This window comes from Enterobacter sp. PL_is379, assembly GCF_055817355.1.
Window position 1 is genome coordinate 179,928 of the sequence record NZ_JBVPGT010000023.1, and the last position, 14,427, is coordinate 194,354.

Genomic DNA, 14,427 nt, shown 5'->3' on the forward strand with positions numbered 1-14,427 from the left:
ACGAACAACAGTTTATGGTGACGAATCGTCAGCGCTACCGTGAAAAAGTCTCCCAGATGGTCAGCTGGGGGCACTGGTTTGCCCTGTTCAACATTCTGCTGGCGACGGTCATTGGCTGTCGTTATCTGTTTGTCGCAGACTGGCCAACAACGCTCACCGGGCGTATCTACTCCTGGATAAGCGTTGTCGGTCACTTTAGCTTTTTGGTTTTCGCCACCTATCTGCTGATCCTGTTCCCCCTGACGTTTATCGTCATGTCGCAGCGTCTGATGCGATTCTTGTCCGCCATCCTTGCGACGGTGGGGATGACGCTGCTGCTTATCGACAGTGAAGTGTTCACCCGCTTCCACCTGCATCTCAACCCCATCGTCTGGGAACTGGTGATTAACCCCGACCAGAACGAAACGGCCCGTGACTGGCAGCTGATGTTTATCAGCGTCCCGGTGATCCTGTTGATTGAGATGCTGTTTGCCACCTGGAGCTGGCAAAAACTGCGTAGCCTGACCCGCCGACGCCACTACGCGAAGCCCGTCGCCGCGCTCTTCTTCGTCTCCTTTATCAGTTCGCACATCATGTATATCTGGGCGGATGCGAACTTCTATCGCCCTATTACCATGCAGCGTGCGAACCTGCCGCTCTCATATCCGATGACGGCCCGTCGCTTCCTCGAAAAACATGGCCTGCTTGATGCGCAGGAATATCAGCGCCGTCTTATTGAGCAGGGTAACCCGGAAGCCGTCAGCGTGCAGTATCCTCTGAGCGACCTGAACTACCGCGATATGGGACGAGGCCAAAACGTCCTGCTTATCACCGTCGATGGACTGAACTATTCCCGTTACGAGAAGCAGATGCCTGCGCTGGCCAATTTCGCGAGTCAAAACGTCTCGTTTACTCAGCATATGAGCTCCGGTAACTCAACCGATGCGGGCATCTTTGGCCTCTTCTATGGCATTTCAGCCGGCTATATGGACGGCGTACTGTCTACCCGCACACCTGCGGCGCTGATCACCGGGCTGAATCAGCAGGGCTATCAGTTAGGGTTGTTCTCATCCGATGGCTTTAACAGCCCGCTCTACCGTCAGGCGCTGCTGTCTGATTTCTCACTGCCGACGGCACAAAATCAGTCTGATGCGCAGACCGCCAGCCAATGGATAAACTGGCTGCAGCGCTACGCCCAGGAAGATAACCGCTGGTTCTCATGGGTTGCCTTTAACGGCACAACGCTTGCAAACAGCAATAAGAGTGATTTTGCGCGCCGCTACGGCCGCGCGGCGGGTGATGTTGATGCGCAGATTGGTCGCGTGCTTGACGCGCTACGTGAGTCCGGCAAGCTGGATAACACCGTGGTGATCGTGACCGCAGGTCATGGCGTCCCGTTAGGTGACGAGACGAAGAGTATGAGCTGGTCACGCCCGAACCTGCAGGTTCCGCTGGTGATCCACTGGCCGGGCACCCCGGCGCAGCGCATCAATATGCTTACCGAGCATAAAGATGTGATGACCACCCTGATGCAACGCCTGCTGCACGTCAGCACGCCAGCAAACGAGTATTCGCAGGGCCAGGATCTCTTCAGCGCCGCGCGCCGCCATAACTGGGTCACGGCTGCGGGTAATAATACGCTGGTGGTGACTACGCCGAAGCTGACGCTGGTGCTGAACAACAACGGGAATTATCAGACGTATAACCTGCAGGGTGAACGACTGAAAGACCAGAAGCCGCAGCTGAGCCTGCTGCTGCAGGTTCTGACGGATGAGAAGCGCTTCATCGCTAACTGATTAATAATAAACCAGTTAGCGACGGATTCCCTTGCATTCAAAACGGAATCGAGTAGTATTCTTTTCATGCGTCGGCACGTAGCGCAGCCTGGTAGCGCACCGTCATGGGGTGTCGGGGGTCGGAGGTTCAAATCCTCTCGTGCCGACCAAAATCACATTGAAAACCAGCCTCTTATGGCTGGTTTTTTTATTTCGCCTCGTCCGGCGTTTTGCGCAGGTAAACCAGCGTAACCAGACAAATCACCGCTCCGGCATAGAACGTATATTCTGCGCCAAACGTCTCCCAGATGGCTCCTGCCCCCAGGCTGGCGACTAACAATCCCACGCCGCTGACCAGACTAAAAATGCCGTAGGCGGTTCCGCGCAGATCCGCAGGTGCAGTTTTCGCAATCATTGCCGCCAGCAGCCCCTGGGTCATGCCCATATGTATCCCCCAAAGCGCAACACCTAAAATAATGCCGGACCAGTGGGTGCTCAGCGCCAGCACAATGTCCGCTCCAGTCAGCACCACCAGCCCCCACTGCAGTAATCGGGTGTGGCTCATCCCGTCAGATAACTTGCCAAACGGATAGGCAGAGAGGAAATAGAGCAGATTCATGGCCACCATCACCAGCGGGATCAGCGCCAGCGGCACACCCGACTGCTGAGCGCGAAGCACAAGAAATGCTTCACTGAAACGAGCGAGCGTAAAGATGGCCCCCAGACCAATAACCCACCAGCAGCCTTTCCCGAGGCGCCTGAGGTTCTCTTTTTTGATGGGGTTCGTTCGTTTATGCTCGACAGGGGTTTTAGGCTCATGCAGGCCGAAGAAAAGCAGCGCCACGGCGAGCACGCCGGGGATCACCGCGATCCAGAAAATGGTACGAAAATCATCGTTCCACAGCAGCATTAAGCCTACGGCCAGCAACGGCCCGAGAAATGCTCCAATGGTGTCCATCGACTGACGCAAACCAAAGGCCGCGCCGCGGAGTTCCGGCGGCGTAACGTCAGCGACCAGCGCATCGCGCGGCGCTCCCCGGATCCCCTTCCCCACCCGGTCGATTAAGCGAGCCCCAAGGATCATGCCGGAGGAAGAGGCAATAGCGAACAGCGGTTTACTCAACGCGCCAAGACCGTAGCCCAGAACAGCCAGCCCTTTACGCTTGCCCAGATAGTCACTGATGGCGCCGGAAAACACCTTGATAAACAGCGCCGTGGCCTCAGCCAGGCCTTCAATCAAACCAATGAAAATCACGCTGGCGCCCAGCGTCGTAACCATAAACAACGGCAGCAGGCTATGAATGATCTCCGAAGAGATATCCATCAGCATACTGACGCCACCCACAACCCAGACTCCTTTCGGGATCCGGCTGAGCGTTGCAAACCGGGATAACATTGCGCATCTCCTGCTTTATGTCGAACAGTCTTGTTCGAAACAGAATATCCTGGAAATGCGAATAAAAATCATCTGATATAAAAAAAGCCAGCCCGCAGGCTGGCTTCATTATCTGAGGTGAAGGCTTAGTGCTTCTCACGTCCGCCCAGGAAGAAAATGCCCAGCGGGATGGCCAGCAGAACGGTGAACACCAGACTGTAGACGAAGATCATCGCCGATTGCAGGACATACATGCTGGTTGTCCAGGCAGAGAGAGGAATATTGTACTGTTCGATGACGCCAACAATGGTGGCCCGCCCCACGCATGCGGCAGCAATCATAAACACGACCAGCAGCGCCAGGAGGAACTTGCGGCCTTCAGGCGTTTTCAGTTTTGCTCGAACCATCTCTCTTCCCTTTTACAGATGAATAACATTATAGAGGATCTAAAATAACACAAACGCCTGCCGGACTCCACGCCAGTACAAACATCTACCTAAATGGCAAATATGTGGTTTATTACGCTATTCATATTGAAAATGTAAGTAAATAACACCAATCATTCATAATTGATATGTTAACCTGTTCAGGATCGTTTTGACATAAAGGAATGACAATGAAAAACGCACCTAAATTTGCCATCGCACTCATCGCCGCCGCGTGTGTCAGCACCAGTGCTTTCGCCAGCGAAACACCTAAAGAGCAGCCGCTGGAAAAAGTCGCCCCGTATCCGAAAGCGGATAAAGGGATGAAGCGTCAGGTGATTCAGCTGCCGGCACAGCAGGATGAAGCGAATTTCAAAGTGGAGCTGTTAATTGGCAAGACGCTGGAAGTGGACTGCAACCAGCATCGCCTGGGTGGTCAGCTGGAAAGCAAAACGCTGGAAGGCTGGGGTTACGACTACTACGTCTTTGATAAAGTCACCTCGCCGGTCTCCACCATGATGGCCTGCCCGGATGGCAAGAAAGAGAAGAAATTTGTGACGGCGTATCTGGGCGACAATAGCCTGCTGCGCTACAACAGCAAGTTGCCGATCGTGGTCTATACGCCTGAAAACGTGGAAGTGAAGTATCGCGTGTGGAAGGCAGAAGAGACTGTCGGACAAGCGGTAGTACGTTAAAAGTCGGGTGGCGGCTTCGCCTAACCCGACCTACAAAACAACACCGAACATAGGCCGGGTAGGCGTCAGCGCCACCCGGCTTTTTTACCTTACAGCGCGATATCCGCAACCGGTTTGTTTTCCGGCTGAGGCTTCCGCTCCGCTTTTGGCGCAGCATCCGCAGCCTGCGGTTTGATGTACTGCAGCTGCAGTACGCGGCTGGTGTATTCCAGCTCCTGCTCCGTCGCGCTCACGTTGCCGTTCAGCTTCGTGCCATAGGATGGAATAATGGTTTTCAGCTTCGCCTGCCATTCCGGGCTGGCGACTTTATCTTTAAACACTTTTTCCATCAGGTGCAGCATGATTGGCGCAGCGGTAGACGCACCCGGTGACGCACCCAGCAGCGCGGCGATGGTGCCGTCCTTATCGCTCACCACTTCGGTGCCCAGACGCAGCACGCCACCCTCTTTCGGATCGCGCTTGATGATCTGTACGCGCTGACCCGCCTGCCACAGACGCCAGTCTTCTTTCTTCGCCTGCGGATAGTACTCTTTCAGCGCCTCGAAACGATCGTCGTCAGAGAGCATCACCTGGCTAATCAGGTATTTCACCAGGTCGAAGTTATCCAGACCCACGTCCATCATCGGCTTGACGTTAGAGGTGGTGGTTGCGCTGAGCAGGTCCCACAGGGAACCATTTTTCAGGAACTTCGTGGAGAAGGTCGCGAACGGCCCAAACAGCACCACGCGTTTGCCGTCAAGCATACGGGTGTCGATGTGCGGAACAGACATCGGCGGTGCGCCAACAGAGGCCTGACCGTACACTTTTGCCAGATGACGGTTCACCACTTCCGGGTTATCGGACACCAGGAACTGACCGCCCACCGGGAAGCCCGCGTAGTCGTCAGCTTCCGGAATACCGGACTCCTGCAGCAGCTTCAGCGCCGCGCCGCCCGCACCGATAAAGACAAACTTCGCCCTGATGACGTGTTCGGCTTCGTTGTTTTTCAGATCGGCAACGGTCACGCTCCAGCTGTTATCCGCGTTGCGCTTGAAACCACGCACTTCAGTGCTGAGCTGCAGGTTGAAGTTCTCTTTTTTCTTCAGAGACGTCACCAGCTGACGGGTAATTTCACCGTAGTTAACGTCGGTACCAATTTCGGTACGGGTCGCCGCCACTTTCTGATTCGGGTCACGACCTTCCATGACCAGCGGAGCCCACTCTTTAATCTGCGCGTGGTCTTCAGAATATTTCATCCCGCGGAACAGCGTGCTCTGCTGCAGAGCGGCGTAGCGCGCGCGCAGGAAGTTGACGTTCTGCTCACCCCACACAAAGCTCATGTGCGGTACGGTGTTGATGAAGGAGTGCGGGTCGTGCATCACGCCGCTGTTGACCTGATGAGACCAGAACTGGCGAGAAACCTGGAATGCTTCGTTGATCTCTACCGCCTTCTCGATACTAATGGAACCGTCCTTTTTCTGCGGCGTATAGTTCAGTTCCATGAGTGCCGAATGTCCGGTACCGGCGTTGTTCCAGCCGTTCGAACTCTCCTGCGCCACGCCGTCAAGGCGCTCGACCATGGTCATTGACCAGTCCGGCTGCAGTTCTTGCAGATAGGTTCCCAGCGTGGCGCTCATGATACCGCCACCAATTAAAAGGACGTCCGTTTCCTGCTCTTTTGGTGCGTCAGCTTTCGCCGCCATAGAGACGGTGTTAAGCCCCACGGCCAGAGAAAAGAGCATGGCAGTCATTTTTTTCATAATTTATGCCTTAGTGTAAAAGTGCTTGATGCGTGGAAATTGCAGGTGAAAAAAGCTGCGGGGGCACGGTAACAACTTTTAAATATTGTTTAAAGGTTACGAAATTATTGTAATTGTGAAATTTAATGATGGATTGTTTGTGAGGAATTATCGATGCGTCTGGTAAAGCGCGGTTTTACTGGCTAGTATGTTGCGTTTTGTGATCGCGCGCACGGAAGCCTGCCCTAACCAGCGAACTGTTATGTCCTTACCCCATTCTGCTGTATCCCCCAAAGACCGCGTAGCCAACGTACTGCGTTCCCCTAAGCAGCTGACGCGTGAAACGCTGGCGGGCGTGATTACCGCCCTGGCGCTGATCCCCGAGGTTATCTCATTTTCGGTGGTGGCGGGCGTTGACCCGAAGGTCAGCCTGATCGCCTCCGTGGTGCTGTGTCTTGCCCTGTCCGTGCTGGGCGGTCGCCCGGCGATGGTCACGGCAGCGGCCGGTTCCGTAGCGCTGGTTATTGGGCCCATGGTGCATCAGCACGGCGTACAGTACATTCTTCCCGCCGTGCTGATGGCAGGCGTGATTCAGATTCTGTTTGGCGTGCTGGGCATGGCAAGGCTGATGCGCTTTATTCCCCAGTCGGTCATGATCGGGTTTGTTAACGCCCTCGGGATATTGATTTTCTTTGCGCAGGTTCCCCATTTCTGGAGCCGAAGCCCGCTGATTGTGGGCCTGTTCGTGCTGACGCTGCTGATCGTGCTGTGGGTGCCGCGCTATCTCAAAAGCATCCCTTCCCCGCTGATTGCGATTGTTGTGCTTACCGTGTTCACCGTTTCAACCGGTCAAATCCTGCCGACCGTGGGCGATGAAGGCTCCATGAGCGGCGGTTTACCGGGTCTTACCGAACTACTGGTCCCCCTCAATGCACAGACGCTGAGCATTATCTGGCCGTGCGCGTTGAGCATCGCCTTTGTCGGCCTGCTGGAATCCCTGCTGACGGCAAAGCTGGTGGATGAGCTGACCGCAACGCCGTCGAGCAAGCGCCGTGAGAGCATCGGGCTGGGCGTGGGTAATATTCTGGCCGGATTTTACGGTGGTATTGCGGGCTGCGCGATGATTGGGCAAACCATCGTTAACGTGGAGATGGGAAAAGGCCGAAGCCGCATTTCAACCCTTGCAGCGGGCATTGTGCTGCTGATCCTGGTCACGGCACTCAGCGACGTGATGGCCAACATCCCGATGGCGGTGCTGGCGGGCATTATGGCGATCGTCGCCGTCAAAACCTTCAGCTGGCACAGCCTTCAGCCCGCCACGGTGAAAACGGCCCCGATTGCAGAAACGGTCGTCATGCTGGTGACCGTTGCCGCCACGGTATCAACCGGCAATCTGGCGATTGGCGTGCTGGGCGGGATTATCGTCATGGTGCTGCTTCCCGCCCGCATTAAGCGTCGGCTTAAAGAAGAAAAATCGTCGCCAGCCCAAGAAAAATAAAGAAACCGCCGGTATCGGTGATGGCGGTGATCATCACGCTCGACCCCACCGCGGGGTCGCGCCCCAGTTTGGTCATCGTCAGCGGGATAATGACCCCCATCATCGATGCCACCAGCAGATTTAGCACCATCGCCAGCATCATCACCCCACCCAGCGCCATATCGTCATACAGCCACCAGGTAATGCCGCCCATAATACCGCCCCACACCAGGCCGTTGATCAGCGCCACGCCCATCTCTCTGAAGATCAGAAAGGCGAAGTTACCGGGCTGAATATTTTCCAGCGCCAGCGCGCGGACGATCATGGTGATGGTCTGGTTTCCGGTGTTGCCGCCTATTCCGGCCACAATCGGCATCAGCGAGGCCAGCGCCACCAGCTGCGAAATGGTGTGTTCAAAACCGTCAATCACCCGGGAGGCGATAAAGGCGGTACACAGGTTAATGGCCAGCCACGCCCAGCGGGTTTTCACCGCCTTGCCGACGGAGGCATGGACGTCATCTTCGGCGCTGATCCCCCCGAGCGCACGCAGATCGTTGTCGGTTTCTTCGTAGACCACATCAACGATCTCATCGATGGTCAGACGCCCCATCAGTTTGCCGACGGAGTCCACGACGGCGGCACTCACCAGGTCATCACGTTCGAAGGTACGCGCCGCTTTCTCCGCATCGTCTTCCGGGGAGAAGACCATCGGCTCGTTTTCCATCACCTCGCTCACCTTCCGCTGGGTGCTGTTGAGCAGGATGGTTTTCAGCTCCAGCTCGCCGAGCAGCGTTTTATCCCGGGAGGTGACAAACAGTTTATCGGTGTTGTCCGGCATTTTTCCCAGGCGACGCAGGTAGCGCTGCACGGTACCGAGCGTCACGTCCGGGCGCACCGTGATAACGCCGAACTCCATGATCGCGCCGACGCTGTTTTTCTCGTAGTGCATAACCTGACGCACGCGCGCGCGTTCATCGGCAGGCAGTGACGCCAGCAGGCGGCCGGTCAGGTTGCGCGGCAGGTGCTGAACGAGGTAAATCTGCTCGTCGATATCCAGGGTTTGCAGAGCGTCAAGAATATCCCGGTCGCTCATCTCGTCGATCAGGTCGTCCCAGACGTTTTCAGAGGCCTCGAGCAGCACCTGCCCGCGCTCGTGATCCTGCACCAGACGCCACAGGGCGTGACGTTCTTCCGAGGGAAGCGCTTCCAGGGTATCCGCCAGATCCGGTGGGGGTAAATGAGCAACCAGCGCACCTACCTCAGCAATATCGTCGGCTAAAGTGCCGACATCATATTGCTCAGCCAGGGTCAGTTTGCCTAATAGCGTAGAGGTGACCGCTTTATCGGTCGTGAGAAGCCAGATCAGTCGCGCGCGCTCCTGGTCACGCTGTCTGGCGCTGTTTTTCTTTAATACCGACATCAATCATAAATCCATTAAATGAGTTGGGGTTAAGCATAGCGCGAGGATATGTAAATAAGAATAAACAACGGGGCGGGATGGAGAAAAAAGCGGCATTACGGCCACGATCTATCCCCTCTCCCTGTGGGAGAGGGTTAGGGTGAGTGCTTCAGGCCGTGCGCGCCACCGCATCACGCGAGGCTGCATCGCGCTCTTCACCGGTCAGCTCGCTGAGCCTGCCGTCGCGCATCTCCAGCAGGCGGTCAGCATGAATGAAGTAGTGATCGTCATGGCTGATGGCGAAAATGGTTTTGCCCATCTCCTGCATCAGCGGCAGTAGCACCTGATAAAACTCGCGGCGGAAGTGCGGGTCCTGATCCGCCGCCCACTCATCCAGCAGAATGATGTCACGCTCTTCCGCCAGCGCCAGCAGCAGCGCCACGCGCTTTTTCTGCCCTTTGGAAAGCTTCAGATTGAGGATCTTCCCGTCCTGTAGCTCCAGCTTGTGCGACATCTGCAGCTGCGCCAGCCATTTTTCCACCAGCGCAGGATTAGCCTGCTGCCCTTCCGGACCCAGCAGCCGATCGAACAGCCAGACGTCGGTGAACACCGCCGAGAAAAGCTTGCGGTAATCCTCGGGTTTCTCCGCGCTCAGCGCTCTGCCATCCAGCAAAATCTCGCCCGACTGCGGCTGATAAAGCCCGGTAAGCAGCATCGCCAGCGTCGATTTACCGCTGCCGTTGCCGCCGATCAGGAACAGCAGCTCGCCGCGGCGGATCGTCAGGTTAACCGGCCCCACGGAGAAGGCGCTGTCCTGATAGCGGAACGTGACGTTACGCAGCTCCAGCGTCTGCCAGTTCGGGAAGGCCTGCGGGCGCGGAAATTCGGCCTTAAACGGCGCGAGATCGAATTTTTTGAGCTTATTAAAGGCCACCTGCGCACTCAGCAAGGTAGGCAACGCGCCGACCGCCGAGAGCAGCGGCGTGCGCAAAAACAGCAGCGTCAGCGAGTAGGTTGCCGCGACGTTGGTGTCCGCCCAGCCCAGGCTGTTCGCCATCCAGAATACCAGGCCAATGGCACCCAGCATCATGATGTTTGACCAGTTCACCGCACTCAGGTGGAAGGTATCGGCGCGAATAATGTGATGACGATATTCGCGCGCGTCCGGGATATAGAGATGGTTAAAGATATACTCGGCGCGCTCGCGGTTCAGGGTGAGCTCTTTGCGCCCTTCCAGTACCGTCTGGTAATCGTTATAGAGCTTATCTTCGGTTTCACGCAGCACCGCCATGTGTTTGTAGACGCGCGACACCAGCACAAAGCCGCCCCAGATGGTAATGGCAATCCACAGCGCGGTCACCGCCAGCATTTTGCTGGAGAGCCAGGCGAGATAAGCGGCCGATCCAAAGGTCAGAATGATCCCCTGCACCAGCTCCGGCAAACGAACGAACGCGATGGTAATGGCGCGTACGTCGCTGGTCAGCCCCGCCAGCAGCGAGGCGCTGCCGAGCTGCTCAACGCGCTCGACCTGGGTGTCCAGGATCCGCTTGATAAACTCACTGCGCAAACGAAAAACGAAATGGTGGCCGAGCGCGGTCAGCGCCAGCTGGGAGCCGAGCGTAACCGCCATCAGCAGCAGCAGCAGGCCAAGAAACTCCGGCAATACGGAGAGCGAGGTGTCGACCATTTCAATCAACCGCACGTTAATAAACGCGATCAGGCCAATACCCAGCGCGGCGCTGGCAAGGCTTAACGCCATTACGGCAATGAAGGGCCAGCGATACTGACGCCAGACAAGGAGAAGTAGTTGCATGCAGGCAATCCGGACAATAAAAATCAGCCAGCAGTGTAAACTGCCAGGCGCGTACATCAAGAATAATTCTTATTTTTGTTTACGCATCCCCGCCTGACGGAAGGTCAGGTTATAACGGTACTCGCCCGTGAGGGGGTGGACCCCGGGTTTCAGCGGCTGAATGCCGTGATAATAAAGCCGAGATTCCCTGCCCCACACCACCACATCACCATGTTCCAGCATAATGCGTTTGAGCGGATCGTTGCGGCGTAATCCCCCAAACTGGAAGACGGCGGGCAGACCTAACGATACAGAGACGATAGGCGCGCGCAGATCGGGCTCATCCTTGTCCTGATGCAGCGAGAGCTTCGCACCGACGGCGTAGCGGTTAATCAGACAGGCATCAGGGCGAAAATCCGGATAATCCGCCGCCACGGCAGCCTCGTGACAAAGTGCCTGAAAAACCGCAGGCATGGGAGGCCACGGCCGGTCGGTCGTGGGATCGCTTGGAGCATACACATACCCACGTTCGTTTGTCGCCCAGCCCAGTTCGCCGCAGTTGGCCATGGCCACCGACATGGTGTAGCCGCCCGGCGTCACCATATGGCGAAACGGCGAAACAGCCGTCACCTCGTCGATACCGGCAAGCAGCGCCGCCGCACGGGAGAGTGCAAAGCGGCGCAGGATCGCTGCCCCCGGCGCAAGCGGCTCCTGCCAGGGTTCAGCATCCGCAAAAAGATCGAGCATTATCCCTCCCGGCGTTTCGCCTCACGTTTCAGTAATAGCGCTTTTCGCGCCGTCCCCCAGCGGTAGCCCGACAGCGCACCGTCGTTGCGAACCACGCGATGGCAGGGGATCACAATCGCCAGCGTGTTTGCCGCACAGGCTCCGGCAACGGCGCGTACCGCATTGGGCTGGCCAATCGCCTGTGCCACCTGCTGGTAACTTGCCGTTTCGCCGCTGGGAATGTTGCGAAGGGCCTGCCAGACGCGCTGCTGGAACGCGGTTCCGCGAATATCCAGCGGCAGCGTAAGCGGTACATCGCGGTTATCAATACTGGCAATCACCTGGTGGATCCGCTGCACAAAGGCGTCATCCAGCGGCGCGTGCGTTGCTTTGGGAAATTGCGTGGCAAGCTCTGCGGTGACTTCCGCATCGGTGTCACCCAGCAGAATCGCGCAGATCCCCCGCTCGCTTTCGGCGACCAGACAGCGTCCTAACGAACAGTCATCGATGGCATACCGCACGGCCACCTCTCCTTTACGGTACTGCTTCGCCGTCATGCCCAGCGCATCGTTGGCTTTACGATAATAGCTGCTGCTGTCGGGAAACCCCGCCGCCAGCACGGCGTCGGTAATTTTGTCTCCCTGCGCAAGCGCGGCGCGCAGGCGTTGGCCCCGCGCCGCCTGCTGCCAGGCTTTTGGCGTCATGCCGGTCACGGCCTTAAACAGACGGTGGAAATGGAAAGGACTCATGGCAACCTTCTGCGCCAACCCCTCCAGGGTTAGCGCAGGATCCTGCTCCAGAAGACGGCAGGCCTGTTCCACTTTCGCCAGCTTCTGCGCCTGTGGATCGCGTTTGTCCGGCATGCAGCGCTTGCACGGACGAAAGCCGGCCTGTACGGCATGATGGGCATCAGGATAAAAGCGGACATTTTTACGCAGCGCGTGGCGGGCACGGCATGACGGGCGGCAGAAAATACCCGTGGTCTGCACGGCGAAGACAAACTGATCGTCAGCTATCGGATCGCGGGCCAGCACGGCCTGCCAGCGATCCTCATCGGTAATAAAGGTTGAGTTTCTCATTATCGGCTCCTCTTACAAGCATACATAGAGCGTGCCTGAGCGCCACTGATAAAAAACCCGCAACCTTGCTTTTTAATTTTTGTCGCTAACCAGGAAACTGTTGAACTGCGGCGAGCTCCAGGTTTTGAACCCGTCGCCCTCTTTGGTGATCATATAAACCGCCAGCCCTTCCTGACGAACCACCTCTTTGGCTTTTTCCGGGCCGAGAACCATTAATCCGGTATCCCAGGCATCCGCTTCCAGCGCGGTGGGGGCAATGACCGTCACCGAGACCAGGTTATGCGTGATGGGGCGCCCGGTCTGCGGATCGATAACGTGCGAAATACGCTTCCCCTCAAGCTCGTAATAGTTACGGTAGCTGCCGGAGGTACTGATGCCATGTCCGTTGATATCCACTATCGCCTGCACGGCATTTTGCCGATCGGTCGGCTTTTGAATCGCTACGCGCCACGGCTTATCGCTGGCGTTCATCCCCCGGCTGACCAGCGCGCCGCCCACCGAGACCAGATAACGGGAAATTCCTTCCTGGGCCATCAGAGCAGCAAGATGATCCGCCGCATAGCCTTCCCCGACCGTCGACAGATCGACAAACAGATCGGGGATATCTTTTTGCAGGTACTGCTGACCGTACTGGTTGATCACGGTCAGATGCTGTAGCCCTGTCCGGGCGCGGGCGTCATCAATGGCCGCCTGTTCGGGCGTCTTCACCGGCTGTTTATTCGGGCCAAATCCCCAGAGGTTTACCAGCGGTCCGACGGTCACATCCATCGCCCCGTTGGTTTTGTAACCCACGCGCATTGCCTCGGTCACGATATCGGCCATCGCCTCGCTCACTGGCCACAGGGAGGTGCTGGTTGAGAGGTTAAAGCGCATCAGCGCCGAGTCATTTTTATAGGTCGACAGCAGCTGATCGTCGGCGTCCAGCTGCGACTGGATTTTGCCGCGAAGTTCGTCTGTGCGTGTTTTATCGAGGTTCATCACGCTGACGCGCCAGAAGGTCCCCATCGTTTTGCCTTCGAGCACCGTCGCGGCGGGTGCGTCGGTTTTCGCCACGGGTGTGGGATCGTTACACGCGGTCAGGAAAAAAAGCATAGCCAGAAAGCTGGCGCGTAAAAAAGTCATGTCCATTCATTATTATCCTCATGCCAGGGCGGCAAGAGTACACCAAAACGGGTGAGTTGTGAGAATCAGAGAGGCACAAAAAAGGGGCCATCAGGCCCCTTACGTCACACGATGACGCGATTAGAACTGGTAAACCAGGCCCAGCGCGACGATATCGTCAGTACCGATACCCGCCTGACGGGTAAATTCATTTTCATCAACCAGGTTGATTTTGTAATCAACATAGGTGGACATGTTTTTGTTGAAGTAGTAAGTCGCACCCACATCAACATATTTCAGCAGATCCTGATCGCCGTAACCTTCGATGTCTTTGCCTTTAGACTGCAGGTAAGCCACGGATGGACGCAGACCGAAGTCGAACTGGTACTGAGCAACCACTTCGAAGTTCTGCGCTTTGTTAGCGAAGCCGTAAGCGGTAGTCGGGTTGCTGCCGTTAGAAGTACCGAAACGGGTTGCGTTGTAGGTCTGAGAGTACTGCGCTGCCAGATAGATGTTGTTGGCATCGTATTTCAGGCCACCAGAATAGACTTCTGCGTGATCGCCATTACCGTATACGCCAGCTGCATTCTGGTCGGCGGTACGTTTGGAGGAGGACATCGCACCACCCACGCTGAAGCCTTCGCCCAGGTTATAGGTCACGGATGCACCGTAGCCGTCGCCGTTCTGGTTCAGCAGGCTGCGACCGTTAGTGTTTTCACCCTCTACGCTGCCGTTTTTGCCCTGATACTGCAGAGCAAAGTTCAGGCCGTCCACCAGACCAAAGAAGTCCTGGTTACGGTAGGTCGCGACGCCGTTAGCACGTTGCTGCAGGAAGTTGTCAGCGCCGTAGGTATCGCCGCCAAATTCTGGCAGAACGTCAGTCCAG

At 56.7% G+C, this 14,427-nt stretch carries 12 protein-coding genes and 1 tRNA gene; 4 read left to right on the forward strand and 9 right to left on the reverse strand.

Annotation, left to right across the window (positions count from 1 at the left end; translation table 11 throughout):
* Positions 1-14 precede the first annotated feature (14 nt).
* The gene (gene yejM / locus AC0TOY_RS05610; protein WP_024908190.1) at positions 15-1,775 is read left to right on the forward strand and encodes an LPS biosynthesis-modulating metalloenzyme YejM; all 1,761 of its coding nucleotides are present in this window, start codon (positions 15-17) and stop codon (positions 1,773-1,775) included.
* Positions 1,776-1,847: 72 nt separating this feature from the next.
* Positions 1,848-1,924 (forward strand) — tRNA-Pro (locus AC0TOY_RS05615).
* Positions 1,925-1,962: 38 nt separating this feature from the next.
* Here the strand turns inward: AC0TOY_RS05615 and AC0TOY_RS05620 are convergent.
* Together AC0TOY_RS05620 and AC0TOY_RS05625 are read right to left on the reverse strand one after the other, a co-directional pair.
* Positions 1,963-3,150 carry an MFS transporter gene (locus AC0TOY_RS05620; RefSeq protein WP_148768847.1) on the reverse strand — a complete coding sequence of 396 codons (1,188 nt, stop codon included), beginning with the start codon at positions 3,148-3,150 and terminating at the stop codon, positions 1,963-1,965.
* A gap of 125 nt (positions 3,151-3,275) precedes the next feature.
* Positions 3,276-3,536, reverse strand: a complete 261-nt coding sequence (locus AC0TOY_RS05625; RefSeq protein ID WP_008500962.1) for a DUF2534 family protein — start codon at positions 3,534-3,536, stop codon at positions 3,276-3,278.
* A gap of 209 nt (positions 3,537-3,745) precedes the next feature.
* On the opposite strand from AC0TOY_RS05625, the gene eco reads away from it, so the two are divergent.
* Positions 3,746-4,249, forward strand: a complete 504-nt coding sequence (gene eco, locus AC0TOY_RS05630) for a serine protease inhibitor ecotin (protein ID WP_048991686.1) — start codon at positions 3,746-3,748, stop codon at positions 4,247-4,249.
* A gap of 89 nt (positions 4,250-4,338) precedes the next feature.
* Here the strand turns inward: eco and mqo are convergent, their stop codons facing one another.
* Positions 4,339-5,988 carry a malate dehydrogenase (quinone) gene (mqo, locus tag AC0TOY_RS05635; RefSeq protein WP_473721594.1) on the reverse strand — a complete coding sequence of 550 codons (1,650 nt, stop codon included), beginning with the start codon at positions 5,986-5,988 and terminating at the stop codon, positions 4,339-4,341.
* Positions 5,989-6,175: 187 nt separating this feature from the next.
* On the opposite strand from mqo, the gene AC0TOY_RS05640 reads away from it, so the two are divergent.
* On the forward strand, positions 6,176-7,465 hold the full coding sequence (locus AC0TOY_RS05640) for a SulP family inorganic anion transporter (protein ID WP_148768516.1): 1,290 nt from the start codon (positions 6,176-6,178) through the stop codon (positions 7,463-7,465).
* Here the strand turns inward: AC0TOY_RS05640 and mgtE are convergent.
* From mgtE to AC0TOY_RS05670, 6 genes are all read right to left on the reverse strand, one after another.
* Positions 7,428-8,864 carry a magnesium transporter gene (gene mgtE, locus AC0TOY_RS05645; protein WP_021241530.1) on the reverse strand — a complete coding sequence of 479 codons (1,437 nt, stop codon included), beginning with the start codon at positions 8,862-8,864 and terminating at the stop codon, positions 7,428-7,430. The two genes, AC0TOY_RS05640 and mgtE, sit on opposite strands and share 38 nt — an antisense overlap.
* A gap of 148 nt (positions 8,865-9,012) precedes the next feature.
* On the reverse strand, positions 9,013-10,656 hold the full coding sequence (locus AC0TOY_RS05650) for a multidrug ABC transporter permease/ATP-binding protein (RefSeq protein WP_473721595.1): 1,644 nt from the start codon (positions 10,654-10,656) through the stop codon (positions 9,013-9,015).
* Between the two features lie 69 nt (positions 10,657-10,725).
* Positions 10,726-11,382 carry a DNA oxidative demethylase AlkB gene (gene alkB / locus AC0TOY_RS05655; protein ID WP_148768612.1) on the reverse strand — a complete coding sequence of 219 codons (657 nt, stop codon included), beginning with the start codon at positions 11,380-11,382 and terminating at the stop codon, positions 10,726-10,728.
* Positions 11,382-12,440, reverse strand: a complete 1,059-nt coding sequence (gene ada / locus AC0TOY_RS05660) for a bifunctional DNA-binding transcriptional regulator/O6-methylguanine-DNA methyltransferase Ada (protein ID WP_248272527.1) — start codon at positions 12,438-12,440, stop codon at positions 11,382-11,384. Before ada ends, alkB begins: the two co-directional genes overlap by 1 nt.
* Positions 12,441-12,512: 72 nt before the next feature.
* Positions 12,513-13,568 carry an FAD:protein FMN transferase ApbE gene (gene apbE, locus AC0TOY_RS05665; protein WP_032646590.1) on the reverse strand — a complete coding sequence of 352 codons (1,056 nt, stop codon included), beginning with the start codon at positions 13,566-13,568 and terminating at the stop codon, positions 12,513-12,515.
* 114 nt (positions 13,569-13,682) lie between these two features.
* The coding region (locus AC0TOY_RS05670) for a porin (protein ID WP_473721596.1) at positions 13,683-14,427 on the reverse strand (745 nt) is incomplete at its 5' end.